Here is a 24,578-nt window from a genome sequence, read left to right on the forward strand (position 1 = left end):
GGCAACATTTTTGTGCGGTCGGTATATGATCGAAGTAAGCTACCGTATGCATCCTTGTGTATATCCAGCAGGATGACTGTGCCATACAGAAAGGACTGGCTGTTATGAGTATTTTGCCTTTCATTATTGCTATTATTGTACTTGTTCTTATAGGTCTCGTCGTTACGATAAAAATCGGAATTAACCCATCCGAATCTAAAGTGCGGGGCTTTAAACAACGTTCCCGCAACCTGTTGATCATTTACGGCATCATTACGATCGCTCTGGTCATTGCTTTGTCAGTCTTTCTCTACAACAACCTTTGATCACAATCCTGAAAGCTACGTGACATAAATAAGACGCCGTCTGCCTTGTACAGGTATGACGGCGTTTTTGAAATCGAAGGAAGTCCTTCGTCATGTGTTTTTAGAAGATGATACCTCTTTTACACGATTTTCTTCGCTACATTGGCTGCTTGCAGCCCCCGCTGTCCATTCACAATCTCAAAAACCACCTGCTCGCCTTCCTCCAAATTCCGGTAACCTTGCCCCGTGATCGCAGAATAGTGTACGAATACATCAGGTCCTCCATCGCGCTCGATAAACCCATAGCCCTTTTCTTTGCTGAACCATTTTACTTTCCCTTGAATCATTGTGTTTCCTCCCTGTAATCAGTGCAGCTCTTACGCTTACCCCATCATATGCGGATGCGAAGTCAGTGGATATACGGTAAAATAAATAAAGTATGAATCGTCACGCCAGAAAGGAGTGAATCACATGAAAAAAGTATTGATTATTGCATTTGCGCTACTGCTCACTGCCTGCTCGGAAATATCCGAAGGGGTCCAAACCGCTCAGCAAGCAGTAGAAACAGGTCAACAAGCGATTGAGACAGGCAAACAGGCTGTCGAAGCGGGCCAACAAGTTCTGGACGCCGGCAAACAACTGGCCGAGTCTGAAGTCGCCAAACAGCTGCAAACATACCTCCAGCAAAAATACGAATCCTCTGAAGCATTGCGTAATGCGATGTTCAGCGGAGATGGTCAGTTGCTCGTAGAAGAATTGCAAAAGACCGAGCTAGCGAACTTCAGCTTTTACAAATCTGACATGTTTGGTGTTGAATATACAGGCACACTCTCTGCCGATGGTACTTTCAAAGTGCTCAAGCACGATTTGAACAACCAAGGTGCGGAGCCTACTGTCGTAAAGGAATTCAAAGTAACTCTCGACGGAAACGGTCAGGTTCAAGTTCAGTAATTTGGAAAACATTTCGAGAAAAGCCTGCGATCAATCATCGCGGGCTTTTTCGTGTTATTAAAAAACTTTTTATTGAGGCTCTACAAAATTTTCTGTGTTTCCTTATAGATTTTTATAATTGGGCATGATAACGTGTAAGATGTTCATATAAAATTCATAAATACTAAACACAACGAGGTGATGCCAATGAATATGCTGCTCGCATCTATTATTGTGTACATGGCAGGTATGCTTATAATCGGCTATTATGCCTACAAGCGTACCTCTAATCTGACAGACTACATGCTCGGCGGTCGGTCGCTCGGTCCAACTGTAACCGCGCTCAGTGCAGGCGCATCCGACATGAGTGGCTGGTTGATGATGGGCCTGCCAGGCGCCATGTTTGCCCAAGGTCTTAGCGCTTCCTGGATTGCCATCGGTCTGACTCTCGGTGCTTATGCCAACTGGCTGTATGTCGCTCCCCGTCTTCGTTCGTATACGGAGGTTGCCAACAACTCGATTACGATTCCTGCTTTTTTGGAAAATCGTTTCGGAGATGGGTCTCGGATGCTTCGTCTTGTCTCGGCTCTTGTTATTATGATCTTTTTTACTTTTTACGTCTCATCTGGTCTCGTTTCTGGAGGCGTGTTGTTTGAAAACACCTTCCATCTGAGTTATCAAACGGGACTATGGATTGTCGGATTGGTCACCATTGCTTACACATTGTTTGGTGGCTTCCTCGCTGTAAGCTGGACGGACGCTGTACAAGGACTCATTATGGTCATCGCGCTCATTCTCGTTCCGCTTGTGACCGTACTTACAGCAGGTGGATTTGGAGAAACGTTTACGGAGATCCACGCTGTCGATCCCTCTTTGCTCGATATTTTTAAAGGGACGAGCCTGCTCGGTATCATTTCCTTGTTTGCATGGGGTCTCGGTTATTTCGGACAACCGCACATTATCGTTCGCTTTATGGCGATCACGTCCACCAGTGAGATTAAAAAAGCACGCAGCATCGGTATGGGTTGGATGATTTTCTCCGTCGCTGGCGCCATGCTGACAGGTCTGGTCGGTATCGCCCTGTACTCCAAGCAAGGCTGGACGTTGAGCGATCCTGAGACGATCTTCATCCAACTGGGTACGATCCTGTTCCATCCACTGATTACCGGCTTTTTGCTGGCGGCGATTTTGGCAGCGATCATGAGCACGATTTCCTCTCAGCTGCTCGTTACTTCCAGCTCTTTGACCGAGGATATTTACAAGACCTTCTTCAACCGTTCTGCCACTGATAAAGAGCTGGTCACGATTGGCCGCCTGTCTGTCTTGCTTGTATCTGTCGTCGCCTTTTTGCTCGCCTTGAATAAAAATGACACGATCCTCGATCTCGTCGGGTATGCGTGGGCCGGATTCGGTGCTTCGTTTGGGCCTGTCATTCTGCTCTCCCTCTATTGGAAGCGTATGAACAAATGGGGTGCTCTCGCGGGAATGGTCGCTGGTGCGCTTACCGTTATCATCTGGACTCGTTTTGATGTGCTCAAGGACTTCCTCTACGAGATGGTTCCCGGCTTTGCCATTAGCCTGCTCGCCATCGTGGTTGTCAGCCATTTGACCAGCAAGCCTTCGAATGATGTCAGCGCTCAGTTTGATGAGTACCAAAAAAGCATGAAATAATCCTTGCCGAAAAAAAGCCAAGCAGCCTATGCGCTGGACAATTGCCCTGTCCCACGCCATAGGCTGCTTTTTTCTGTTGAAACTATTTGGGACCCTCATCGTAAATCATCCATAACCTCATAAAAAGGAGGGACAAAAAATGATGGTGATGATGTCCGGCTTGATTATTGGCGTTTCCCTCTTGATTTTTGGCGTGCTTGGGATGGCTTGCTACCGCTTTTTTGTCCAAAAGAAACCAGTCGAGCATTACTACACCCCGCTAGATCGCGTGTTCGGGCAAACGCCAGTTGAATTCCATGAGCAAAAAATCGAAAAGAAAGAGTCAGAGGAAGAAGAAGGTGAGGACAAGGATAAGAACGAGAAGATCCGGCAAAAGCGCAGATCATAACGAAAACCAAGCTTCTGCCAAACGACTGATTCCTACCGCAATGTCTTGTTCCTCCACTCCACCAAATCCAACGATGATTCGTGGCCGTACATTCGTCGGATCGTTAGCCCAGTTATGGCCGCTCGGATAAACGCGAACATCGGCCGCACGCGCCACCTCGATCAGCTCCTTCTCCGTTCGGGAAGTATCTACCTCCAGCAAAATATGCAGCCCTGCTGACTGTCCTAATACTCGGACTTCCTGGGGCATGTAGGTCTGTATCGCCCGAAGCAGTGCATCATGCTTGCGGTGATAGACGGTGCGCATTTTTCGGACATGCTTTTCCCAGTAGCCCTTTTGCATGAACAACTGCATACTTCGTTGCAAATGGCGGGAAACCGGAGAAGGATACGCCTGGAATGCTTCCAAATATCGCCCGAGCAATTGCCTCGGAAGTACCGTGTAATCCAAGCGAAGTGCTGGAGAAAATGCTTTGGAAAAATTGCCGATATAAACAACACATCCGTCCCGATCCATCCCTTGCAAAGATGGCGTAGGGTGGACATTGTAGCGGAATTCGCCATCGTAATCATTTTCGATGATGATTCCGTTCTTTCTCTTTGCCCATTGCAGCAATTGCTGACGCTGACCGATTGGCAAGACCATCCCATACGGAAATTGATGGGCAGGCGTCGTGTACACGACCGTTGCGTTGCTTTTCTCCAAGGCTTCAATGGACAGCCCGTCTTCCGCTAGCGGGATGGACACGACCTCATAGCCGTGCTGGGAAAAAACGATTCGTGCATCGGCATAGCCAGGCTCCTCAATCGCAACCACACGATGTCGATCTGCCAAGAGCAGACATAAAAAGCTGAGAGCCTGCTGTAATCCGGTGCCGATGATGATTTGCTCAGGCTGACAAATGAGCGTACGTGCTCTGCGCAAATATTTACTAAGCTCCTCTCTCAGCTCCCACTCTCCTTGATCATCCCCGTAAAAAGAAAAGTCCTCCGGATAAACATCCAGCGCTTCCAGCATGCAAGAGCGCCATGCCGCGTAAGGAAACGACTTCGTATCGATGACAGAGCCGTGAAAGTTGTAACGACAGGTGAGATGCTCCCCTTTTTTCTTTTTCAAGATGGTCGAGTACAAGGCAATCTCCTCATCCTGATCTACTGGCTCTGACCATCTCTCGATCTCGGCAGCAAAAAAGCCGCTTCGCTCCCGGCTCACGATGTAGCCTTCTGCGAGCAGTTGCTGATAGGCTGCCTCAATCGTATTTTTTCCGACCCCACTTGCTTTCATCAACTGACGGATCGACGGCATTTTGGTTCCGGACGGTATCTCTCCGGATGCAATCCGTTTGCTCAATTGCTTGTATAGCTGCTGATACAGAGGTTCCTTGCTCTGTGCATCCATGATCGGCATGTACTCCATCAGCGGACCTCCCATCTGTCCCTATCTAACCCTCCAAAACTGTCACTATGTATAGGAGCAGTTCTATTTTACAATGATTGTACCAGATTCACCCACACGAAAGGAGAACCAGTCATGCGTATTCATTTGCAAGGAGAAAAGGTCGTTCTGCGAGATATTCGAGCAGAAGATATGGATACGATCTACTATTGGAAATATGAAGCAGAAGATCGCGAACATCTCAACTGGAATGGTCCCTATAAACCTCTTGATCCGTACACAAAAGAAGAGTATCGTGCCCTCCCACGCCACCAGGAGTCTCTGGCTCTCGTCGGGACAGATGCACCAAGAACCGAGCTGATGATTGAGATTGACGGGGAGCTAAAAGGCAGTGTAGGTCGCTATTGGGTATCCGAAGAGACGAACTGGTGTGAAATCGGAATCGTCATTTACGACTCCCGCTATTGGCAAAATGGCTATGGCCGGGAAGCGTTTCAGATGTGGATCGACTACTTGTTTACCCACATGGATACGGTCCGTTTAGGCATTGGTACGTGGTCCGGCAACGAACGGATGATCAAGCTCGCTGCTCACATGGGAATGGTAGAAGAAGCGCGGGTACGCAAAGCAAGGATTGTTCGCGGTGAATATTACGATGCGATTAAGATGGGAATTTTGCGGGAGGAATGGGAGAATCGGAAATGAAAAAGGGCAATCCCTGGTCTGAACAAGACGTAGGGACTGCCCTTTTTACTTGTAGGAAAATTGATTACTCCAACTCAGCCGCCACACGACTCACTTTTGCCGCCAGCTCGTCGAGATCGATATTCATCTCAAGAGCCGCAAACAGACCGGTGAAATACTCGTTGATCTGGTCGATGACACGATTGCGCTCACTTGCCACCAGCTCTTGGAACAGCGTAGAAAACTGCTCATCCAACTGCTTGTTTCCGATTTCTATATACCCGCTCACTGGTTCTTGCATGCGCTTCTCCAGTTCTTCACGCATTTTCCCTTTGCCATCCTGCTCGAAAAAGTCTTTGGTGTTTTTGAACAAGGAAATCGCTGATGCAAATGCAGATTCAGCTACTGGCAGTTCGTTAGCAAAGGACAGTGTCTCCACCTGCCGCTGCTGATAAGGTGCCAAGGTCAACCCCGCTGCGTAGCCTTGTGCATCCTTTTGCCACGCCGCAACAAGTGTTGTCCCCTGCTTGTTCGTGAATTTCTCCAAACGAAGGGTAGTCGCTCTCAGCTCCTGTGCCAAGTCGTAGCTGATCGAACGCAGAAGATCAGTCAAGCATCCTTGCAGTACTTGCTTCATGTTGCGTCCATCGTCCTTAATGACAGCCGGGTTAAAAGCGAAATTGAACAGTTCATTGAAACGGAAGAACAAGCGCTGGCGAACGTAGTAGAGCAGCTCCTCGCGCTCTTTTGCCAAGTCGCGCTCGAACGAAGCGGTAGACAGTGCTTCAACAGCTGACAGAGCCTGTGTCTTGGCGTTGCTTGCTGCTTCTTTGCGCAACAGACGCTCGTCTTCCCCGGACTGTGCCATACGCATGAATTCTGTCATGGTATCATGGGCGCGACGGATTTCACCGATTGCAGCATTCACAGCAATTTGCGTCAGCTCTTCAATCGTAAAACGGAGGAACTCTGCTTCAAACGAAGCCATTCCCGAGAATTTGAATGCTTCATCAGCCGGCATCAGCGGCTCGCCTTCAGCCGTATTCGTGCGCTGGCGGTATACTTTCTCCGCAGAAGCTGCCAGCTTGCCTTTTTCGTGCATCCGTGCCAACAGAGCAGTCTGGCTGGACACCGGATAAATACGTGGGAGGCGAATGCCGCACGAGAGGAGGTTTTTCTCTACGTGGGTAAGGACACCCTGCAATTCCTCATCGTTTGCTGCGAGGTCACAAGCATTGACGATAAAGAACATTTTGTCCATTTCAAACGTATCCTTGACGCGCCCCATTTGCAGCAAAAATTCGCGGTCAGCCTGTGCAAAGGCGTGGTTGTAATAGGTCACGAACAGGACCGCATCCGCGTTTTTCATGTATTCAAACGCCACACCTGTGTGACGCGCATTGATGGAATCCGCACCAGGCGTATCGACGAGAACGATGCCCTGGTCTGTCAGCGGGCAGGAATAGAACAGCTCGATGTATTCCGCAAAACAAGCTTTTTCTTCCTTGGCTACAAAGCCTTTGAATGCCTGCATATCCACCAGCAGTTCTCCACCCAAATGAGCAGCCATTTCTGGTAATCCTTTTGTAACAGCTTTCAAAAAGGTGTAATGAGGTTTTGCCGTAGGCGGGATTTGGGCGACGTCGATCTTGCCCAGCTCAGCCAATGCCCCATCCAGATCAGATGCAACCAGTCCAAACACAGCGAGTGAACGGATTACATCCTGCTCGATTGCTTCGCGCTCCTTCAAAACGACACGCACAGTTCCATGCGGGCGTTCATCCGTAGGCGGCATAATTTTGTTGATCGCCGCTGTCGTCGGATTCGGCGATACAGGCAGCACGAGATCGCCCATCAAGGCGTTGGCAAACGAGGATTTTCCTGCGCTAAAAGCACCAAACAGTGCAACGGTAAAACGATTGGCAGTCAGGCGATCTGCTCGATCCAGCATCGCCTGAGCCTGTGCTTGCATTCCTGGTACGGAAACGACTTCTTCACTTGCGCGTCGCAGACGCTCTGCTGCCGCAATTAGTTTGTCTCGTAGTTGATTCATGCTACTAGTTCTCCTCCACGCATAATCGCCAACAGACGACCCTTGGTTTCTTCTTCTCTCGCTGCCAGTCCTGCCAGCTTTTGATGCAGCGCTGCCATTTCACGCAATACACCAAGGCGCTCACCTTGAGCAGCACTCTCGACACGCACCTGCTCTTTGATCATCTCAACCACTTGTGCAATGAAGGACAGGCCCACGCGTCTGTATTCCAGCTTCATCCCGCTGGAAATATCCGCACAGTAGTTCAGGACGTACTCACTCGAAGCCGCACCCTCTTTGATGTGCTTGCTCAGGAACTCGCCCGTAATCTCGATCTTGGTAGCGTGAACGCTGGCGTGATATTCTTCGCTCCGCAAATCAAACACTTGCGGCTGCTTGCCGAGCCATTCTTTGAAATGGAAGTCGAGATTTCCCGCCACTTTTTCGCGGAACTCGACGAGAAGGGCTTCTTCGCGACGTGCGCGTTCTTCCTCTGTCTTCTTGCCTGCAAACAACAACCCCACCTTGAAGCCCGGCTTGCGGCTCTCCAAGTAGCTTCGTGCTGCCTCGTTTGTGCTGAAATAAGTCAAACGAGCGTTGTCCAAAAGTACACTCAGCTCTTTTTCCATCTGCATTCGGGCATCCTCAGCACGCTGCTCTAGAGCCGCTGCTGTCGCTTCCTCCTGCTCAAGCGCTTCCTGCACAGCCGCTGCATTACGACTGTCAATGCCTTCTACTTCCAGACCATCCAGTTGGGCTTCCCACTGCTGGCGTTGATCTGTCTGGCTTGTTCTTACTACTTGGATGTGTTCGTCGATCAAATGCTCGGCAGCACTGCGAACGCTCGTGCCAACCAGCTTTTCACGATCAGCGATCAACTGTGCAAGCATGCCCTTAAATTCCGCATACATGTTCTCAGGATGATCTGGTTCCGCAAGCGACGTGTAAAAAATACCATCCGGATGAATGTTCCAGGTCGCAAATGCTTCCTCGACACTCTCCTTATAGCTATCGAAATCCAATTCGAAATCAATATGTTTATCGATCATGTTCACAACCAGATAGACTGGCTTGTCACGGTCCTTCAACGTCTTCGTAAAGTTGAAGTTCTCTTCGGCTTGAACATGGTTATAATCCATCATGTAAATGACGACGTCAGCCAAATGCAGCGCAGATTCTGTAGCGATTTTGTGTGCCGCATCCGTGGAGTCAATGCCCGGGGTATCGAGCAAGCTGGCGTATTCGTCAAGGAATGTTCCTGGATAGGAAACCTCTACGGATTCTACCGTATCTCCGTCAACAGCAAACTGCTTGAGCTTCTCCATCTCCGTATCTGGATCAAATGTAAGGACTCCGCTGTTCATGGTGAAGACGCGAGCCGCTTTTTCTCCGCCGCGAATCTTGACGACATTCGCACTAGTCGGAATCGGATTGGACGGTAGCAAATTGACACCCAGAAGCGTGTTAATCATCGTTGATTTTCCAGCGGAAAAATGTCCGCAAAACGCAATATTCAGCTCAGCGCGCTTTGTTTTCGCGGCCAGTTGAATGAGCTTGTGTGGCGTGGTTTCGTCTCCCTGCGATTTCATTACTTCCGCGAGTTCTTCCCATGTATGTGCCAGTCGGGAAAAGTCCGTTTCCCGGATCAATACTTGACTGTCAAGCACTTCTATTCCACCCTTCTCCATCATTCCTACTCTCTCTACTAATACCTGTTGAACTTCCTTTTACTACTCTCTATTCTACCATGCCGAATGTAACATAGGTCACAGATGAGTTCAATTCAAAACTATGAAAGATTTAGCATTCGCCTATTCTTCCGCATAATTTTCCTCCCATCTGGAAAAAATCGCACTAACATGATATTCGCATTCTGAACGGGAGGAACTTCAAATGATGCGCAGATTTTTGTCCCAGCGTCGCCAAAAGAAAACTCCCTCTCTTATCGCACAGCGTTTGCAGCAGCGAAATGATCCTACGCTTACGCTATCGACCAGTTTGCAGCAAAACACGGAGACGTTTAAGACCGTGCTGGGCAGCCCACACGATTTATTAATTCGTTCCTTTACGATCGGCAACACCAAACATTCCTGTGCCGTTATTGCGATTGATGGATTGGCGAACTGCGATATGCTGGATACGCAAGTCCTCGGACAAATCCAGTTGATGATCTCGACTGCTTCCAAAGTGGTGCCGACTGAACCAGATGAGATTGTCCGGATGCTCTATGAGGAAGTCCTTTCTGTCGTTGAAATATCGAAAGCAACAGATTTGACAAAAACACTCGAAGGCATTCTTTCAGGGGATACAGCCCTTTTTGTAGATGGATCGACCGAAGTCATTATGATCGACAGCAAGGGATGGAAAACTCGCGCCATTGAGGAGCCGGTCTCCGAAGGCTTAGTGCGAGGTCCCCGGGATGGCTTTACGGAGAGTATTCGGGACAACACCGTTCATATACGCAGACGTATCAAAGACCCGAACTTGCGCTTTGAAGGGTCCATCATAGGCAGACGCAGCCGGACAGATGTGATTATCGCCTACATTGACAACATTGTTGATCCAGAACTGCTGAATGAAGTGAGACGACGAATCTCCACGATCGATGTTGACGAGGTAGAAGAGTCCGGTTTTATCGAGCAATGGATTGAAGATGATTTTCTGTCGCCTTTTCCTCAGATTCATAACACGGAGCGTCCCGACAAAGTGAGTGGAGCATTGTTTCAAGGCCGCCTTGCGATATTGCTCGACGGGACTCCCATGGTGCTCATTCTGCCTGTCACCATCGGCTTGCTGCTGCATTCGCCAGAAGACTACTACGAGCGTTGGATTGTCGGTTCCTTGGCGAGGCTACTGCGCTATCTGGCCGCTTTTCTGGCCGTCTATTCACCTGCTTTCTATATTGCTCTCGTCACCTTTCACCCTGGCTTGATCCCGTCTGATCTCGCCTTCTCGATTGCAGCCACACGTGATGGAGTTCCGTTTCCGGCATTCGTAGAAGCGATCATGATGGTGACTACGATGGAGCTGTTGCAGGAAGCCGGATTACGCTTACCGAAACCGATCGGCCAGACCGTCGGGATCGTCGGAGGTCTCGTCATTGGTGACGCAGCGGTTTCTGCGGGTATCGTCAGTCCTGTCATGGTCATCGTCGTCGCCCTCACTGCCATCGCTTCTTTTGCCATCCCTGCTTATCACCTTGCCATCGCCTTTCGGATGATTCGATTTTTTGCCATGTTCATGGCTGCCATCTTTGGTATTTACGGCGTGGTGTTAAGCTTCATTGTTATCATGATTCACTTATCTAATCTGACGAGCATCGGATATCCATATTTGGCACCTCTTGCTCCACAGATGCCGCGGGACTGGAAGGACATGATCTTGCGCGCGCCGGTTACCTTTTTGAAGACCCGGCCCGATGCCCTTCACCCGAAAGACGAAAATCGCATGCCGACAGGAGGATCGTAAGTGAGCGCACAAACCTTGGCGGAGAAATTGATCAGCAAAAATCATATGGGGATCAGCATCGCCTCTGTCACAATCGGCGTCGGCATTCTGACCTTTCCCCGCACCCTAGCCAAGGCAACAGGGGCTTTCGACGGATGGATTTCGGTTGTTCTGAGCGGTTTTTGCGCGTGTGTGATTGGCTGGCTGCTTGCCAAACTGGCAGCTCGATTTCCCAGACAAAGCTTTTTTGAATTCACCTCGATCATCGCAACCAAACCAGTCGCCTACATCCTGACCTTGCTCGTCTGTATTTACACCATGCTTTTCGTCTCGTTTGAAATCCGGGCAATTGGAAATATCGCCAAACAGTACCTGTTTTACAATACACCGGTTGAGATGATCACGCTCTCCTTTCTCTTGATCGTTCAATATGCCGTAGTTGGAACACGCGTTTCCATGCTGCGGCTCAACTTGCTCTTTCTGCCTGTCGTTCTCGTCGTCATTTTCATCGTCTTGCTCTTTACGACCCAGTTGTTCGAGGTGGAAAATATCCGGCCCTTCTTCTCTTCAGACTGGCGCGCACTCTTGAAAGGAACCGGAGCGGTCGGACTGTCTTATTCAGGCTTCGAGATTATCCTGTTTTACACCATGCTGATGAAGAACCCTAAAGAAGGGGCAAGAGCCGTAACACTAGGGCTCTCGATTCCCATTCTGCTCTATATGACCATTTACATGTTTGTCATCGGGGTCTTCTCTGCTGACGTTGCAACGAACTTGACCTATCCAACCATCGAGCTGGCAAAAGAGGTCGAAATCCCCGGCGGCTTTTTTGAACGGGTGGAGTCCATTTTCTTCACCATCTGGATCATGACAATCTTCAACACAAGTGCGATGTGGCTCGATATTACCGTGCTCAACTTGTCGTCCATGTTCCACAAGGTACACAAAACAATTTGGGTGCTCATTCTTTCTCCCATGATTTATTTTGTCGCGATGCTCCCGCAAAACCTGGTTGATTTCTTCACGTTTGCAGACAACATCACTTATTTCGGAATGATCGTCGTCTATTTATGTCCGATTTTGCTGCTCCTCATCGCTGTCATACGAGGTGTAAAGGGTCATGAATAGACAGCTCACTAATTTCTGCATCTTCCTGCTTCTATCGACTTTGCTGGCTGGATGCTGGGATCAGGTTCAAATTGAGGAGCGAGGATTTGTGGTAGGCGTAGCGATTGATAAACCTCGTACGAATGAAGCCGAGCAGCAAGCAAAACAAGAGGCTCCAGACAAACCTCAAGTAAAAGAGCGCTTTCTCGTCACACATCAATTCGTCGTCCCCGGTGGATTGGTCTCCGGCGGCCAAGGAAGCGGCGGTGCTCAAAACACAGCCAATGAGGCTTACCACAACCTCATATCCGAGGGGGATTCTCTTTTCGAGATTTCCCGCGAATTGGCTACCCGGACCAGCAGAACTCCGTTTTATCAGCATATGAAGATCCTGATCGTCTCCGAAGACGTCGCCCGTACGAAAAACGGTTTTGCCAGAGCACTCGATTTCTATCTGCGTGATCCAGATTCCAGACGAAGCAGCAAGATATTTATCTCAAATGGTCCCGCCAAAGAAGTACTGGAAGTCAAACCGAAAACAGAGAAGCTGCCCGCTATTTACGTCAATTCGATTGGAGAAAACGTCAAAAAAAATTCCCGCATGCTTCCAGAGGTCCGATTGGGCGATGGCCACGAGGAGCTTCTCAGTCCGTACAGTTTTGTGATTCCGCGCATCAGACCCGAAGAGCAGGAAGTAAAATTAGCAGGCGCCGCTGTTTTTACCCATGACAATCAGTTGATGGGTTTTCTCGGGGAAGAAGAGACGGAGGGACTGAATTTTCTCACGGGAAAAGTTAGGGGAGGTATGGTAAAAGGCAAGTTTAAAAACAACCTCGTCTCGATGAACATCCAAGGGATCAAACATAGCATTGAAACAGATTTACGAGATCGGCAGCACATGAAATTCACGATAAAAATCGAATGTGAAGGCACATTGGCCGAGTCTTACGCCATAATGGATTACTTGAATAACATTGCAATGGAGAAGCTTGAACAAGTGTTTGCCGAAGAAATCGAGCGAATGAGCAATGACACCATCAGGAAGGTCCATAAGCAGATGAAAGTGGATGTCATCAAGCTTGGTAGCTATCTGAAGCAGCATCATTTTTCGCTATGGAAAAAGATTCGGCAGGACTGGGAAACAGGGCAGCATCTGTATGAAAAAAGTGAGATAAAAGTTCAAGCAAAGGTCTATTTACGCAATATCGGTGCAATTAACCGTACCGAACGCCAAAACAACAGGTGATCCCATGTTCAAATTTTTAGGCGTAGTCCCTCCTTATTTGACCTTCGCAGGGACGGTCTTGGCGTTTTTAATTCCCTATCTTTTTTTTAAAATTAATAACAAAATTCATGAGTTAGGCGATCCGCCGTGGAAGAAACGGAATAACTCCAATTCATAACAAAAGCTCTAACAACATCAATAAAGGGCTTACTCAGCATTTCGAGTAAGCCCTTTATTCCTTCTTTTCCTATTGTTGTGCCAGCAAATCAGCAAACGCTTTGGCGTACGCAGGCAGATCAGGCGGTCTACGTGAACCAACAATGTGACCGTCTACTACAACCTCTTCATCTACCCAAATCGCGCCTGCATTCTCCATATCATCTTTAATGCCTGGCGTCGATGTCGTGGTTACCCCGCGCAAAATTTTTGCAGAAGCAAGCACCCACCCCGCGTGGCAAATATGTCCAATCGGTTTTTTCGCCTCGTGCATCGCAATCACAAACGACAGCACCTCCGGATAGCGGCGCAGCTTGTCAGGTGCCCACCCTCCTGGAACGAGTACGCCTGCATAGTTGGCAGGATTGACCTCTGCCATCGCTTTGTCAGCCTCACACGGTACACCGTACTTCCCTATGTAGACATGATTCGCCTTCGGGCCGACGAAATGGACGGTAGCGCCTTCCTCTCGCAGTCTCATCACCGGATACCAGAGCTCGAGATCCTCAAATTCACTTTCGACGAAGCAAACCACTTGTTTTCCTGCAAGTCTCAACGTTCTCGCCTCCTTTTCCTTCTATACTACGCTATTGTAGCATGCATCCCCTCAGGGGTAGGTATGTACATGACGACTTTTGTCCCTTTTCCCATTTCAGAGGTGATACTCAAGGTAGCACCAGGAATGGTATCCAATCGTCTGCGGATGTTTTGGATGCCGATGCTTCCTTTTTGATTCTCGCCTTTTGACATTTGATACAGGAGATCATCTGCAATACCGACCCCATCGTCTTCAATCACGACCTTGATGTAATGACCTCCGTCCACAATGGTAAGCGTCACGTGACCTTTTTCGTCCTTTTCGAACAATCCATGTCGGATCGCATTCTCTACAAACGGTTGGATACTCAAGGAAGGAATCTCTTTATCAAGAATCCCTTCATCTACGTGACACACAAAGTCGAAGCCTTCCCCAAAACGAGCCTTTTCGATCTCTACATAAGCATGGATGAGCTCCATTTCCCGAAATAACGGAACGAACAGCGTCGTTCGATCCATATCCAAAATATAACGCAAATACTGGCTGAGCATGGTGATGAGATACGCTGCCTTTTCTCCATCGGTATAACAGAAAGAAATGACACTACTTAAAGCGTTATAGAGAAAGTGCGGCTTGATTTGAGCCTGATGAAACGCATGTTCATTGCGAATTGCCTCCTGAATAGAGGTTTTCATCGAGATCAGTGTCTGCACGCGAGCAATGAGTGTCTCCGCATCAAACGGTTTGGTCACATAGTCGTTCGCCCCTGCTCTATAGCCGAGCGCAATGGCTTGAGGGGTATCTCTGACGGATGCAAACAGGATCGGCAAGTCTAGAATCGAATACTGTGTTCGCAACAGCTGACACAGCTCAATCCCCGAAACTCCTGGCATCATCACATCCAGAATGACGAGATGAGGTTGTGGATGCTCCTTGATTTTCTTCATGGCTTCTTTTGCAGAAAAGGCCGAAATCACATTATAGCGATGCTTGGAAAGAATGTTCAGTAAGGTGTGAATGTTGGATGCCTCGTCATCGACAATCATGATGGTGTATTGGTGATCATCCAAAATGTTGAGGGGAATCTGTTCACTGACCTCCCGCTGCCTCTCTTGAGCCGTTGCGGCAAGCTCCTGCGTGACCATCTGCTGATGCCCCGTCGCCAGCGTAAATGTCATACGTGTGCCTTTGCCAAGCTCCGAGCTCTCTACCCAAATTTCTCCTCCCATGAGTTCAACCAGCTTGCGATTGATGTATAAGCCTACACCCATGCCTGTATACCCATCCTGTGGCAATAGCTGATCCACCTGCTCAAAGTAATCAAAAATGGCCTCATGCTTATCCGGTGCAATTCCTATCCCCGTGTCCTCAACAGAAATACGAACCTGGCCCCCAACCACGCCCGCCGTTACCTTAATCGAGCCTACATTCGTATGCTTGATGGCATTGTGTACGAGATTATACATGATTTGACGAAGCCGATTCTCATCTGCATACACCCAAATGTTAGCGGGGACCTGATTTTCCAGCCGGACATCTTTCCCCAGCAGTTCGAATTGCAGTACGTCAAAGACAATTTGAGTGATGACCTTGATATCCACAATCGAGAAATGAAGGCGCAGCTCCCCATGCTTCAGGCGAGTAACATCGAGTAAATCACCAACCAGCATGGACAGCTTGATCGATGTATCCTTGACGAGCCAAAGATTTTGTCTTTGTTTGGAAGACAGCATATTACTCTCATCTTCTAGTAAATGGGACGTGATATTGATAATCCCGTGCAGCGGTGTCTTCATCTCATGCGAAGTATGCGTCAAAAATTCATCTTTGATCTGATTGGAAATCTTCAATTGATGGGAGAGAATTTCTGTCTTTTCATACGCATTCGTGAATCGAACTGCCAAAAGAATGTTAATGAAGGTAATGAAATAGAGGATGCCGATTTTTCCCGCAAGATCAGTGGGCACTATGTTTTCTGCGTATAGAAGACCATCAATGAGACTGACCGACATGGAAATACTCGCCCCAATGAAAAGCAGCAGTTCTTTTCGGTCGGACGAATCCCTCTGACTCTTGCCAGATAAATAAATCAGCCTACCCATTATGAAGAAATGCATGATTTGCACATAAATCAAGAGAGGCCCTTTCAGATTCGTATAGAAGGAGTAGGGCAAGACGAGAATGACAAGGATGTAGAGAAAAATGGGCGCTGTCAGCTTCACCAGCCAGTTGCGGGATAGAATCCTCGTATCAATGGAACAGAAAAATAGGGCGAGCAAGATTGAGCTCGCAAATAGGGAGGCATCTTGTGCCTTGTACGCAACTGTGAAAGGGATCGAAGGAAAAAGCTGCAGCAGCATCTTCTCTCCAAAAACCATGTGATAAATACCAAGAACAATCATATAGCTGCCGCTGAACAAATAAGTTCTCTCCCTCATGCGGAGAAAATAAAAGCTAAGATGGTACGCAGCCATGATCCCCAGTGTTACGACAAAGGCAATATCTGTTCCGAGCAAGGTGCTGTTTAAAATGGCAATATCCTCATCCAAGCCCAGTTGAATCGAGCTCGCAATCCCCCCGGTGAAAAACATGAAATTCGCCACTTGAATGACAATCTCCAAATCCTTGTCATCTGCGAAAAAAAACACAGTATATGGCGTATTCCCTGGTTGATGGGCTTCACTCACTACGGCAGGATGTCCACTCGCACCTTCTTCGTTTCCGTTTAGGAATAATCGGTGGGACATCCGAATGCTCTTTGTTTTCAATCCGTAGATTTGCCCTTCTTCTGGGAGCTTTACATGTAATCGATAGGTTGCAGCACCTTTCCGGTCGATACTATCGATGACGCTGTCTCCCTTCCACGTTCCAGGCACGACCAGATACGAGACATTTGCATGTTGCCCTCGTCGAAAATTTTCAGGTGAAAGCAATTCACCTGGATATATCTCCCATTCCCCATCTAAATTGACCAAGCCTTGGCTTTGAAAATCCCAGCTCGACAAATCGAGCACTCCTCGCTTCGCCATGGGCATGTCCCGACTAGGAAAGGTTTGTATATAGATCCCGATAAATACCGCTATGGAAAGTAAAAAAACCAATCCAATCCCGGCAGGCATCAGGAAATTCCTTCGCTCCAAAAATGTATCCCCTTCCCCGACAGAGCTCGAATAAGTACGATCTCCTTGTTCTAAGAGTACCATTTCCCCCTCACAAAAATCTCACAATGTTATTACGTACAAAGAAAAAGGAGCCTCATAGTTTCGAGACCCCTTTTTCCAATGATCATCTTCTTGTTGAACTAGACTACCGCATTGGCTCTCCCAAGCTGATTCGCAGCGCTCTGTACAAACGTTCCAACACGACTAAACGCGTCAACTGATGCGGATATGCCTTCTTCGGAAGTGCCAGCCGATCATTAGCCCTGACTAAGACTTCCTCTGATAAGCCAAGTGAGCCGCCAATGACAAAGAGAATCTCTTTTCGGCCCTCCATCGACAAATCTTCAATTTGCACAGATAGTCGCTTTGGGGTCCATAGTTCTCCTTCTCCAGTGAGGGCGATGACATGCTGCTCTTGTTTGACTTGCGCGAGAATTTTTTGTCCTTCCGTCTGCCTCACTTGTTCGATCTCAGCCCTGCTCATCGTTTCCATTCGAGCTTCTTCTGGAATTTCAACAATGTTCATTCTGCAATAGACGGCCAAGCGTTTGCTGTATGCTTCCACTCGCGGCAAGATATCATTTTTGATTTTTCCCACAGATATAATGGTGAATTGCATGAAACTCGCCTTCTTCCTTTTTCTAGGAATGATAGCAATACCTTCTCCCAAACTTCTCACATAATCTGTGGTCCACATGATATCTTCCTGCGTCACTGTCCAGCCATGCGTGATACCCACTCGCTTATTTCCCGCGGCGGCTCCATGTCCCACTCTTGCCGATAGGCATCAGCGAATTTGGCATAGTGCTGGACGATTTTCTGTTTTTGTTCGCCCCTTGCGTAAATGTCCATCAAAGCGACATTCATTTCCTCGTGCAAAGGGTACACCGCCAAGTACTCTTCTAGCCTGCGCACGGCCCTTGGTAACTCCTCTGAGGCCATGTCGAACGATACCAGTTTGCACACCAGCTCCGTATACTTTTTCCGGTACCGTTCTTCCAGAGGGGCTTTCCACAAGAAATCCTTGCGATCAAAAAGGGCCCCCTTGTACATTGCACACAAGTTTTCGGCTCCCCCTGCGCATTGCCTATCCTTTAACGAAGAGAGATCGAATTGCTGGAATGCCAATAAATCGTACGTCTGATCCATCGGGTGAAATAGATAGCCTTCACCCGTTTTTTGTATATCGATGCAGAGTTCCTGCTCCTTCATGATTTTCTTCAGTCGGTACATGGTATTGTGTAGGTTATGCGTGGCTCTGCTTTCGTCCATCTCCGGCCATAACAGATCAGTCAGATGCCACTTACTGATATCCTGCTTGGGATGGCAGAGAAAGTAGGCGAACAACTCCTCACTCTTTTTCGTCGGCCAACGAACCACTTCACCACTTCCATTACGAACATCCAAACCACCGAAGCATTGGATGGACACGTTCTTTTCGACTTGTTTCATCGGTGCCGTCATTTGCAGCTGTTTCATTAACCGATTCGTCACTCGTTCAATGGCCGCAGGCGTAACCGGTTTTAAAATATAGTCAAACGCATACACCTTAAACGCATCCAAAGCGTACTGCTTATAGGCAGTCGTAAAAATAATCTTTGTGTGCTCAGACAACTCATTTATTTTGGATCCAAGCTCAAGTCCATTCATTTTCGGCATCTCGACATCTAAAAATGCAACATCAGGACACAGATCGGATAGACTAGCTAACGCCTCCAGTGGATGTATGAAAGCTCCGACGATGGTATAGTGATCGTTTTGCCCTATTACATGCTTCATGAGACCGAGGATAGGCTTTTCATCTTCCACTATCATTACCTTAATCACTGTCGTCTCCCCTTTGGCAACTCTATTGTTGGAATAATTGACAATGACTTTAAGTACAAAAAAAAGTGAGAAACAGGCCTACTCACTGTTCCCCACCTTATAACGAAAACCATATGTATAGATTGCTGGTGCCGGTAGAGGGACTTGAACCCCCACGGTTTCCCTCACGATTTTGAGTCGCGCGCGTCTGCCAATTCCGCCATACCGGCCTATTCAAAATAAAACATGGTCGGGAAGACAGGATTCGAACCTGCGACCCCTTGGTCCCAAGCCAAGTACTCTACCAAGCTGAGCTACTTCCCGATTGCCTGCAATATCGGACCTTCTCTCATTCGACAATTTCCGATAAGTATTGCAACACTTACATACTATACAGGCAAATTGAACCAATAGCAATACCGGATTTTTTTGGAATATAGTCATTTTTTCCTAGTTTTTACCTTCCCTCTCCATGGTGTACAGATTTTCCCACATGGAATTTGTCGTTTTCGAAAATCCTGCGGAAGGTTAAACGGATAGTCCAGCGGATGACGCCCGACAACGATCCAGCGCCCATTCGGAAGCTTTTTCAACTGGTACACACGGAAAAATCGATCACTTGGATCGAAGGCAAACCATACCACAAGCGTCGCACATCTGCTACCCGAAGACAGGACCTTTGATTTTACAATCGGTGGTGCCCCTATCGTATCCCCTACAGGGATCGCGAGCCGTCCATTTATTCGTCGCAAATCAAGATTGCCGATCACTCGATTTGCCAGACAAGGGGTCATGAATTTTTGCATGAAACGGCGAATTTTCAACTTGGAATTGAACCGCTTTGGCAAAATGATTCCGCGATCCCCCACCCGCTTATGCGCGGAAAAGATAATCGTAAAGAAAGCCTGCTCTGCCAATCGAATGACTTGCACCCATTGCTTTTTCATCTGACGTCCCTCCCCCTGTCAGACTATGCATCACGGGAGGAAAACGGTTGGACGCGTATCCATATACATAAACCGTTGCGTGCGGGGCAAATTAATACGGTGTTCCCATCATCGAAATCCGCAGGAGGTACATCATGCCTAGCCAAATTAACACCGACTCGCTTAAAAAAGCAGAGGTAGCCACCACGCTGGCAAAAAATATGATTACGCAAGCCATCGAGCAATCTGCAGCCAATCCACAGCTCGCCGAAGAAGCCTTGAAGCAAGCGTCTCAGGAAATTGCCCAAGCGCAAACGATGGTATCCCAAGTCCAATCCACGCTGCAAACCCAAGCGCAAGCTCAACAAAGTCAATCCTAAACAAATTGCAGGCAGACCCGAAGTAGACTGGTGGTTTGCCTGTTTTCCCCATACAATAGCAATAGTTGCAAGATTACTGCTAAAAAGGTGGGGGACGTATTGCCGCAACTCCAAGGATTGAATCATTTGCTTTTCTCTGTCTCAGATCTGGAGAAATCTTTTTGTTTTTACCGGGATGTACTGCATGCTAAACCACTTGTACGAGGTCGAAAGCTGGCTTACTTTGACCTAAATGGCTACTGGTTGGCGCTGAATGAGGAACCAGGCATCCCACGCAATGAAATTGCTCACTCCTATACACACATGGCCTTCACTATCACAGAAGAGTCATTTGATGAGTGGTATGCTCATTTAGAAAAGCATGGCGTTACTATTTTGCATGGACGGGATCGTTCGGAGCGGGATAAACGCTCCATTTATTTCACCGACCCTGATGGGCATAAGTTCGAATTACATACAGGCACTCTCCAGGACCGTCTTGCTTATTACCGGGACGAAAAGCATCACATGACTTTTTTTGAATAATTGATGACTTTGCCCATTTCTTAATATACTTTTCACAAAATCACAATAGTTCCAAAGATTCAGCTCCATACGTCAGTGCTATAATCTAAAAAGCACTTATGGCCTATTCCTTTTATGAATAGGCCCGTTTTTCGTAAAAATATGGAGGGATTTTATGTTTGGTAAGCGTGGCGCTCAAACCGTTTCCGCCTCAATTCAAAAAAGCGATATCCAAATGCCCGATCAGCTACAGGGGAAAGTTCATTTTTTGCAAATGAGTCAGACAGACCTTGATCGGTTGAAACAAATTGAACCACTCCTAACAGAACACCTAGAGGCCATTACAGAGCGTCATTACCACATGCTTTGCCAATACTCCCATCTTATGCAGATCATCGAAACGCATACGACGGTTGATCGATTGGCCGTATCCTTTCGTCACTATTTGCAATCGCTTCCACATGGCAAGCTTGACGACGCCTATGTAGCCGGGCGTAAGAAAATCGGAGAGGTCCACAGCAAAATTGGACTTGCGCCAGAATGGTATACCGGCTCTTACTTGCGGGTCTATGAATATTTGATTCCCGCAATCATTAACACCTATTCGAAACGTCCTCAAGAACTATCTTCCGTCCTGTTGGCACTCATGAAGATCATCACGCTTGATTCGCAGATCGTCCTCCAATCGTATCAGGAGGATAATGATTACAAAGTGATTGATCGCCTGGGCGAAGTTCTGGAGCTAGTGATTCAGATCGATAAATTCAAGCATGTGCTGGACACGCTTGAGGATACGACTGAGGAAGCTGGCAATGTGGGATCTGCTGCCGAGCAACTAAGTGAATCTGTGCAAAAAGTGGCTCAATCAGCCGTCTCTGTCGCAGAGAGTGCTTCCACTACAATCGAGCAAGCGACGATGGGCAAAGATATTATCCAAGAGTCATTGACCAGCTTTCTTTCCATGGCAGATGAATTCCAAGAGATGCAAACGAAAATTTCGCAGCTAATGACATCCATTGCAGAAGTTTCCCAGGTCGTCCAAGTCATACGCAATATTGCCGATCAAACCAATCTTCTTGCATTGAATGCGTCGATTGAGGCAGCGCGAGCCAACGAACACGGGCGCGGCTTTGCTATCGTGGCAGATGAAGTACGAAAGCTCGCTGAACAGACCAAGCAATCTGTTCAAAGTATTACAGCCACAATCAACAATGTCCAGAATGAAGCTATCCAGGTAAAAGAAACGGCCACTCTCATGAGTGACCATTTTAGCGATAAAGTGATTCAGACACGTGATGCAATTGGGATATTAGGAGATATTGTGCAAAATATTGAGACTGTCGGACATTCGACCGGACACATCGCAGCATTGGCACAAGAGCAGTCTGCTGCCACAGATGATATTTCGATGCGCATATCGCAAGTCCTGACGAATATGGAGCAGGTTTCCTCGCACGTCTCGAATGTAGGTAAAAACGTCTATGATGTTGGCGCCGGCATTAACAGCCTGCACAAGCTGAGCATCACGCAAACGAGCCACTTAAAGACCAAGCATTACTTGCGAATCGTCAAAACTGACCATCTCTTATGGAGATGGTGGCTGTACAACTTCATGCTTGGGTATCACCACATTGATGAAAAAGAACTCGTCGACCATCATCAATGCCGCTTGGGGATTTGGTATGTCGAAGCCCTGAACAATCCAACATTGAGCACCTTGCCTTCTTTCAAGCAATTAAATGCGCCTCATCGACAGTTCCACGAAACTGTTCGACGGATTTACCACTTCGTCAAGCAAGGAAAACTAGAGGAAGCAGAAGCTACGTTTGATACGCTAGAAGATATCTCACAACGCATTCTCCACGTACTGGATCAGTTAGCCGAAGAAGTTTCCTAATGTTATTATCTATTCGTCTTTTTCTTGCCCGGCTGCCTTTTGGAGGCAGCTTTTTTTGTTTGGACACGGTTTAACTCAGTGGCAGACAGCGGTCTAGTACGAGCGTTGTTTCTCCTGACTCTTTTGGCTTTGGCAACTGGCCTACCAGTTGTCCCGGCTGCTCTTGCTACCCCGACGCCAAACGCTTGTAAGGCCCAGACAACAGGATACGAAATCGAGAGCCTGCCATTGGCTGAACCAGCGAAATTCACAGCTGCAGCGTAGTTGCCCGCAGTCAGCCAAACAGAGCCAGAATCTCCAGGCAAGGAGATGGGAACCGTACTTCTGATGACCGTCTGATTCTGAAAACGGACGGTCCCCAGACCTCCGTAGTTCCCGTAACTGACATCAATATCGGTGTGGATTGATTCAACCGTTCCCCATGCCAGCCCTGATGAACGGCCCACCTTTTTCAATCTGCGCCCGATGCCATACGAACGAATCACACCTGGTACTCTGCCGACTGTTGCATAACGAGGGGCAAGGAGTCGATTGGAAGTAGGGATACTAATCGCTGCATCCATTCGATTACCTGCATTTTTTCGAAGCCGAACATAGCGATACAAGCGTCCAATTCGGTCTCTTCCTGAACGGCCGCCGTCTGCTCCTCCAGGCTGGATGGTCTCGGTATAGCCGCCCGTATTGTTACGATTCAGGACGTGATTGTTGCTTAACACGAACCGTTGGCCTCCTCGCGCAACGATTAACCCAGCCGTTCCGGACGCCCCTGGGTAGCCGATGCTATATCCAGCGATCACAGGTCTGATTCTGCTGCGATAATTCGTTGCAGAGGGACGTACAGCAGGATGACAATGGCACCGTCCAGAGGTGACCGTTCGAACAGGAACAGATACATGGGCTGTCGCCACCTGTCTTTTGACAAGGACGCAACTCGGGCAGCTCTTCTTCACGGCGGCACTCGCATTGACGGTATACATCACAATGCAGGCGCCACCTTTTTTGTTTTTTCCGTTTGCGTAGCCAATCCCGATGCCAATTACGCCCGGCATTCGCTTCCACCTGTTGACCAAATGCTTCTTGGCAAGGAGCGCTTCCTGAAAGGTTGCCATGGCACCCCTTCCTTTCTGGAGGTAGTTTGTTTTACATGGTCATCGTATGTAAAACTTGGCCAGCACTGTTGGACGCTTGTCATTGCGGGGAAGCCTTTTTTACGGAAGTGAAAAACCTTTTGTTCGAACTGTAGTGGTGGGAGGAAACAGGAGAAAACGCTCCAGCTTCTTGGGCCTCCCCCTGTGGGATTGACTGCCCGACTCCATGCAAAAAGCGAAACCGCGTCCAAAGTAGTCCATTCAGGATGTGTTTCAGAGGTGGACGCTTAAAAGCGTGTTTCGCTTTTTGCATGGAGTCTCGGTCGGAGTCCCAAAGATCTTCGCTTATTTCTCCTGTTTCCTCTACTAGCTGGTTGTTTTTTTAAGAGCTTAAAAAGATTGAAAATAAACGAGGAACTACGCCAGAGAAAAATATTTCCAGACGTATCTACCAAAATCTTGCGAGCATTATTTTCGACTGGGTCTGAGACCGGATGCATAGTCAAAATAAAATCGGCGCCTGCCTCGGGAAAATCAGGATGTTTTTCAGAGGTGGACGCTTAAAGGCGTGTTTCGCTTTTTGGATTGCGTCTCGGTCGGTGTCCCTAAGATCTTCGCTTTTTTCTCCTGTTTCCGCTACGAGCTTTCAGCGCAATTCGATTTTTTAACGCCTTAAAAAGATTGAAAAATGCATTTAGCTACGCCAGAGAAGAATATTTCCAGACGTAGCGACTTGTGGAGTCCTACCGAGCGGAGAAGGGATTCGCGGGCAACAGAAACGCAACCGTGCTCGCGCTACGAAGCGGCTACCACTTTTGCGTTTCCCCGCGAATCCCTTCGGAGCGGGCAGTCCATACTTCCCCGAGGGACGGAGCCTGGAGCCTAGACTGGAAATATTC

At 48.0% G+C, this 24,578-nt stretch carries 21 protein-coding genes and 2 tRNA genes; 11 read left to right on the forward strand and 12 right to left on the reverse strand.

Going from position 1 to position 24,578, the window contains the following annotated elements; all coding sequences use genetic code 11:
* Positions 1–104 precede the first annotated feature (104 nt).
* Positions 105–305, forward strand: a complete 201-nt coding sequence (locus ACM6JA_RS24940; protein WP_007728714.1) for a hypothetical protein — start codon at positions 105–107, stop codon at positions 303–305.
* 119 nt (positions 306–424) lie between these two features.
* Here the strand turns inward: ACM6JA_RS24940 and ACM6JA_RS24945 are convergent, their stop codons facing one another.
* Positions 425–631 carry a cold-shock protein gene (locus ACM6JA_RS24945; RefSeq protein ID WP_007728716.1) on the reverse strand — a complete coding sequence of 69 codons (207 nt, stop codon included), beginning with the start codon at positions 629–631 and terminating at the stop codon, positions 425–427.
* A 124-nt stretch (positions 632–755) separates the two neighbouring features.
* Here ACM6JA_RS24945 and ACM6JA_RS24950 point away from each other — a divergent pair, with 124 nt between their 5' ends.
* The 3 genes from ACM6JA_RS24950 (at position 756) to ACM6JA_RS24960 (ending at position 3,273) form a co-directional block, all read left to right on the forward strand.
* The gene (locus ACM6JA_RS24950) at positions 756–1,235 is read left to right on the forward strand and encodes a hypothetical protein (RefSeq protein WP_414854547.1); all 480 of its coding nucleotides are present in this window, start codon (positions 756–758) and stop codon (positions 1,233–1,235) included.
* Positions 1,236–1,421: 186 nt separating this feature from the next.
* The gene (gene putP, locus ACM6JA_RS24955; protein ID WP_414854548.1) at positions 1,422–2,885 is read left to right on the forward strand and encodes a sodium/proline symporter PutP; all 1,464 of its coding nucleotides are present in this window, start codon (positions 1,422–1,424) and stop codon (positions 2,883–2,885) included.
* Positions 2,886–3,024: 139 nt separating this feature from the next.
* Positions 3,025–3,273 carry a DUF3951 domain-containing protein gene (locus ACM6JA_RS24960; RefSeq protein ID WP_414854549.1) on the forward strand — a complete coding sequence of 83 codons (249 nt, stop codon included), beginning with the start codon at positions 3,025–3,027 and terminating at the stop codon, positions 3,271–3,273.
* On the opposite strand, the gene ACM6JA_RS24965 is transcribed toward ACM6JA_RS24960, so the two are convergent.
* Positions 3,268–4,689, reverse strand: a complete 1,422-nt coding sequence (locus ACM6JA_RS24965; protein ID WP_414854550.1) for a PLP-dependent aminotransferase family protein — start codon at positions 4,687–4,689, stop codon at positions 3,268–3,270. The two genes, ACM6JA_RS24960 and ACM6JA_RS24965, sit on opposite strands and share 6 nt — an antisense overlap.
* A gap of 114 nt (positions 4,690–4,803) precedes the next feature.
* Between ACM6JA_RS24965 and ACM6JA_RS24970 the strand changes: the two genes are divergently transcribed.
* Complete coding sequence (locus tag ACM6JA_RS24970; RefSeq protein WP_414854551.1) at positions 4,804–5,373, forward strand: GNAT family N-acetyltransferase; 570 nt, start codon at positions 4,804–4,806, stop codon at positions 5,371–5,373.
* A 64-nt stretch (positions 5,374–5,437) separates the two neighbouring features.
* On the opposite strand, the gene ACM6JA_RS24975 is transcribed toward ACM6JA_RS24970, so the two are convergent.
* Together ACM6JA_RS24975 and ACM6JA_RS24980 are read right to left on the reverse strand one after the other, a co-directional pair.
* The gene (locus ACM6JA_RS24975; protein WP_414854552.1) at positions 5,438–7,405 is read right to left on the reverse strand and encodes a dynamin family protein; all 1,968 of its coding nucleotides are present in this window, start codon (positions 7,403–7,405) and stop codon (positions 5,438–5,440) included.
* Complete coding sequence (locus ACM6JA_RS24980; protein WP_414854553.1) at positions 7,402–9,075, reverse strand: dynamin family protein; 1,674 nt, start codon at positions 9,073–9,075, stop codon at positions 7,402–7,404. The genes ACM6JA_RS24975 and ACM6JA_RS24980 overlap by 4 nt, the downstream gene beginning before the upstream one ends.
* 202 nt (positions 9,076–9,277) lie before the next feature.
* Here ACM6JA_RS24980 and ACM6JA_RS24985 point away from each other — a divergent pair, with 202 nt between their 5' ends.
* From ACM6JA_RS24985 to ACM6JA_RS24995, 3 genes are read left to right on the forward strand one after another with little or no spacing between them, the layout of a single operon-like run.
* The gene (locus ACM6JA_RS24985) at positions 9,278–10,852 is read left to right on the forward strand and encodes a spore germination protein (RefSeq protein WP_414854554.1); all 1,575 of its coding nucleotides are present in this window, start codon (positions 9,278–9,280) and stop codon (positions 10,850–10,852) included.
* Positions 10,853–11,959 carry a GerAB/ArcD/ProY family transporter gene (locus ACM6JA_RS24990; RefSeq protein WP_414854555.1) on the forward strand — a complete coding sequence of 369 codons (1,107 nt, stop codon included), beginning with the start codon at positions 10,853–10,855 and terminating at the stop codon, positions 11,957–11,959.
* Positions 11,952–13,184: a Ger(x)C family spore germination protein gene (locus tag ACM6JA_RS24995; RefSeq protein WP_414854556.1), complete on the forward strand. Its 1,233-nt coding sequence runs from the start codon at positions 11,952–11,954 to the stop codon at positions 13,182–13,184. Before ACM6JA_RS24990 ends, ACM6JA_RS24995 begins: the two co-directional genes overlap by 8 nt.
* A gap of 226 nt (positions 13,185–13,410) precedes the next feature.
* On the opposite strand, the gene ACM6JA_RS25000 is transcribed toward ACM6JA_RS24995, so the two are convergent.
* The 7 genes from ACM6JA_RS25000 to ACM6JA_RS25030 form a co-directional block, all read right to left on the reverse strand.
* Positions 13,411–13,935, reverse strand: coding sequence for a type 1 glutamine amidotransferase domain-containing protein (locus ACM6JA_RS25000; protein ID WP_414854557.1), 525 nt, complete (start codon positions 13,933–13,935; stop codon positions 13,411–13,413).
* Between the two features lie 26 nt (positions 13,936–13,961).
* A complete protein-coding gene (locus tag ACM6JA_RS25005) occupies positions 13,962–17,120 on the reverse strand; it encodes an ATP-binding protein (protein WP_414854558.1) in 3,159 nt (1,052 codons plus the stop codon).
* Between the two features lie 103 nt (positions 17,121–17,223).
* Positions 17,224–17,697: a 23S rRNA (pseudouridine(1915)-N(3))-methyltransferase RlmH gene (locus ACM6JA_RS25010; protein ID WP_414854559.1), complete on the reverse strand. Its 474-nt coding sequence runs from the start codon at positions 17,695–17,697 to the stop codon at positions 17,224–17,226.
* A gap of 92 nt (positions 17,698–17,789) precedes the next feature.
* Positions 17,790–18,905, reverse strand: a complete 1,116-nt coding sequence (locus tag ACM6JA_RS25015) for a response regulator (RefSeq protein WP_414854560.1) — start codon at positions 18,903–18,905, stop codon at positions 17,790–17,792.
* Positions 18,906–19,031: 126 nt separating this feature from the next.
* A tRNA-Leu gene (locus ACM6JA_RS25020) sits at positions 19,032–19,114 on the reverse strand.
* Between the two features lie 17 nt (positions 19,115–19,131).
* A tRNA-Pro gene (locus tag ACM6JA_RS25025) sits at positions 19,132–19,208 on the reverse strand.
* Between the two features lie 116 nt (positions 19,209–19,324).
* Positions 19,325–19,831, reverse strand: coding sequence for a hypothetical protein (locus ACM6JA_RS25030; protein WP_414854561.1), 507 nt, complete (start codon positions 19,829–19,831; stop codon positions 19,325–19,327).
* Between the two features lie 134 nt (positions 19,832–19,965).
* On the opposite strand from ACM6JA_RS25030, the gene ACM6JA_RS25035 reads away from it, so the two are divergent.
* The 3 genes from ACM6JA_RS25035 to ACM6JA_RS25045 all read left to right on the forward strand — a co-directional run bounded on the left by ACM6JA_RS25035 (position 19,966) and on the right by ACM6JA_RS25045 (position 22,591).
* Positions 19,966–20,190 carry a hypothetical protein gene (locus tag ACM6JA_RS25035; protein ID WP_007722024.1) on the forward strand — a complete coding sequence of 75 codons (225 nt, stop codon included), beginning with the start codon at positions 19,966–19,968 and terminating at the stop codon, positions 20,188–20,190.
* Positions 20,191–20,289: 99 nt separating this feature from the next.
* Entirely contained in the window at positions 20,290–20,715 is a 426-nt protein-coding gene (gene fosB / locus ACM6JA_RS25040) for a metallothiol transferase FosB (protein WP_414854562.1), read from the forward strand.
* A gap of 154 nt (positions 20,716–20,869) precedes the next feature.
* Positions 20,870–22,591, forward strand: coding sequence for a protoglobin domain-containing protein (locus ACM6JA_RS25045; RefSeq protein ID WP_414854563.1), 1,722 nt, complete (start codon positions 20,870–20,872; stop codon positions 22,589–22,591).
* Between the two features lie 5 nt (positions 22,592–22,596).
* On the opposite strand, the gene ACM6JA_RS25050 is transcribed toward ACM6JA_RS25045, so the two are convergent.
* Entirely contained in the window at positions 22,597–23,700 is a 1,104-nt protein-coding gene (locus ACM6JA_RS25050) for a hypothetical protein (RefSeq protein WP_414854564.1), read from the reverse strand.
* Between the last annotated feature and the right edge of the window lie 878 nt (positions 23,701–24,578).

Origin of the sequence: Brevibacillus sp. IT-7CA2, from assembly GCF_949767855.1 — a bacterium.
Taxonomy (GTDB): domain Bacteria; phylum Bacillota; class Bacilli; order Brevibacillales; family Brevibacillaceae; genus Brevibacillus.